This is a genomic window from Nocardiopsis sp. TNDT3 (genome assembly GCF_003427465.1).
Lineage (GTDB): Bacteria > Actinomycetota > Actinomycetes > Streptosporangiales > Streptosporangiaceae > Nocardiopsis > Nocardiopsis dassonvillei.
In genome coordinates, this window is the sequence record NZ_QPFC01000893.1 from 1 (window position 1) to 3,010 (window position 3,010).

Sequence of the window (3,010 nt, forward strand, 5' to 3'; positions counted from 1 at the left end):
GCGGTGGAGCGGCGGGGGTGAGCGTCGTGGGACATGACGGTTCCCTTCCGGAGCGGGTCGGGGGGAGGCTCCGAGGCCCAGAGTCTTCACCAGCGCCGATGCGTCGGTCAAGGTTCTAATACGTATTAACGAAAGATCCTGCTTCCGGGTGGAAATCCGCCCGTCATCCTCTTGACATCTGCCGTGGCGCGGCTCACAGTCGTCAACTAATGCGCATTAACACGGCACGCAGGAGGAGAAACAGGTGACGCACGTCAGGAGGGCGGGGCCGCGACGCCCGCGCCAGTCCGACATCGCGCGGGTGGCCGGGGTCTCCCAGGCCACGGTCTCGCTGGTGCTGCGGGGCACTCCGACCGGGATGTCCCTGGCCCGCGAGACCCGCCAGAGGGTGCTCGACGCGGCCGAGGAGCTGGGCTACGTTCCCGACCCGGTCGCCACCCGGTTGGCCTCGGCCAGCAACGCGATGCTGGGGCTGTACACCTTCAGCGCCACCTTCCCCACCGACGTGGCGCACTCCTACTACCCGGTCCTGGTCGGGGTGGAGGAGGAGGCCGCGGCCCAGGGGCAGGACCTCATCCTGTTCACCGGGTCCGCGCGGGCCGCCGCCAGCGCCGACGACCCGGCCGCGGTGCGGCGTGTGCGCGTGGCCGACGGCTGCCTGTTCTTCGGCCGCCACGTGCCCGACGAGCCCATCCGGCGTCTGGTCGAGGACGGCTTCCCGTTCGTCTACATCGGCCGCCGCGACGAGCCCGGCGTGCCCTACGTGGGCGCCGACTACGTCTCGGCCTCGGCGCAGGTGGTGGCGCGTCTGGCCGGTCTGGGCCACCGCGAGCTGCGCTACCTGCGCGAGCACGACCAGGCCCCGGCCTCGACCGACCGCGAGCGGGGCGTGCTGCGGGGCGCCCGCGAGGCCGGGATCGACACCGCGCGCCTGGTGGTGCGCACCGACGGCTCCGACCTGGACGGACTGCTGCGGCGCTGGCTGGAGGAGGGCGTGACCGCCGTCGTGGTCGAGCAGACCGACACCGGCGCCGCCCTGGACGGCCTGGCCGCCGCCGTGGACCGGGCCGGTCTGCGCTGCCCGGAGGACATCTCCCTGGCCCTGCTGGGGGCGCCGACCGGGACCCGGGGCCGCGCTCCGGGCGGCGGCGCGGCCTACGGAGGGTTCGACGCGCCCCTGCGCGCGATGGGCCGCGACGCGGTCCGTCTGCTGCTGGAACTGATCGCGGGCGCCCACGGGCAGACGCCCCGGTGCCTGCTGCCCTGCGAGCCGGTGGAGGGCGGCACCCTCGCCGCGCCCCGGACACGACACATCTGAGAAAGGCTCCCATGACCGAGACCAGCACAGAGATCCTCGTCGTCGGCGGGGGGCTGGGCGGTGTGGCCGCGGCCCTGGCCGCCGCCGACTCCGGCCGCCGCGTGGTGCTGACCGAGGAGACCGACTGGATCGGCGGGCAGCTCACCGCGCAGGCGGTGCCGCCCGACGAGAACCCGTGGATCGAGCGCTTCGGTTCCACCGCCTCCTACCGGCGCCTGCGCGAGGGCATCCGCGACCACTACCGGCGCGCCTACCCGCTGCGGGCCGAGGCCGCCTCCTCGCTCACCCTCAACCCCGGCGCGGGCCGGGTCAGCAAGCTGTGCCACGAGCCCCGTGTGGCCCTGGCGGTGCTGGAGGAGATGGTGGGCCCGCACCGGGCGGCCGGGCGTTTGACCGTCCTGCTGCGCCACCGGCCGGTGGCCGCGCACACCGACGGCGACCGGGTGAGCGCGGTGGAGCTGGAGGACGAGCGGGGGCGCCGCCGCACGGTGAGCGCCGCCTACGTCCTGGACGCCACCGAGAACGGCGACCTGCTGCCGATGGCGGGCCTGGACCACGTCACCGGCGCCGAGGCGCGCTCGGAGCACGGCGAGCCGCACGCCCCCGAGGTGGCCGACCCGACCAACCTGCAGGGCATCACCTACTGCTTCGCGATGTCGCACCACCAGGGCGAGGACCACACCATCGAGCGCCCGGCGATGTACGACTTCTGGCGCTCCTACACGCCCGAGTTCTGGCCGGGGCCGCTGCTGGGCTTCTCCGCGCCCGACCCGCGCACGCTGGAGCCGGTGGCGCGCACGTTCGTGCCCAACCCCGACACCGACCCGCTCGCGGTGGCCGCCGACCAGAGCGCGGACGCGGGCGACAAGGAGCTGTGGGGTTTCCGGCGCATCCTGGCCCGGCGCATGCACCTGCCCGGCGCCTTCGACTCCGACATCACCCTGGCCAACTGGCCGCTCAACGACTACTGGCTCAAGCCCGCCCTGGAGATCGAGGGGCTGGTGGACGCCCGGACCGTCCGCGAGGCCCACGAGGAGGCCCGCCAGCTGTCGCTGTCGGTGCTGTACTGGCTCCAGACCGAGGCGCCCCGCGCCGACGGCGGCACCGGCTTCCCCGGGCTCAAACCGCGGCCCGACGTGACCGGCACGGAGACGGGTCTGGCCAAGGCCGCCTACGTGCGCGAGTCCCGGCGCATCCGGGCGGTCACCACCGTCACCGAGCACGACGTGTCCCTGGACCTGCTGGGTCCGCACGGCATCGTGCGCCGCCACGACTCGGTGGGGGTGGGCAGCTACCGCATCGACCTGCACCCCTCCACGGGCGGTGACAACTACGTGGACGTGGCCAGCGTCCCGTTCGAGATCCCGCTGGGGGCCCTGCTGCCCGAGCGGGAGACCAACCTGCTGCCCGCCGCCAAGAACGTCGGCACCACCCACATCACCAACGGCTGCTTCCGGCTGCACCCGGTGGAGTGGAACATCGGTGAGGCCGCCGGGCGGTTGGCCGCCTTCGCCCTGGAGCACGGCACCACGCCGCACGCCGTGCGCGCCAAGGACGAGCTGCTGGAGGCCTTCACCGCCGTGCTGGACCGCACCGGCGTCGAGCGCCACTGGCCCGACGTGCGCGGCTACTGACCTGCCCGCACCAGGGGCGGGCACCGCGCCTCCCGGGGCCTTCGGCCCGGGCGTTCGC

2 protein-coding genes are annotated in these 3,010 nt (G+C 74.1%); both read left to right on the forward strand.

Features of this window, described 5'->3' with window-relative positions; translation table 11 throughout:
- Positions 1-244 precede the first annotated feature (244 nt).
- The gene (locus tag DQW06_RS21190; RefSeq protein ID WP_117199164.1) at positions 245-1,318 is read left to right on the forward strand and encodes a LacI family DNA-binding transcriptional regulator; all 1,074 of its coding nucleotides are present in this window, start codon (positions 245-247) and stop codon (positions 1,316-1,318) included.
- An 11-nt stretch (positions 1,319-1,329) separates the two neighbouring features.
- Positions 1,330-2,952 carry an FAD-dependent oxidoreductase gene (locus DQW06_RS21195; RefSeq protein WP_117199165.1) on the forward strand — a complete coding sequence of 541 codons (1,623 nt, stop codon included), beginning with the start codon at positions 1,330-1,332 and terminating at the stop codon, positions 2,950-2,952.
- The last annotated feature ends 58 nt before the right edge of the window (positions 2,953-3,010 follow it).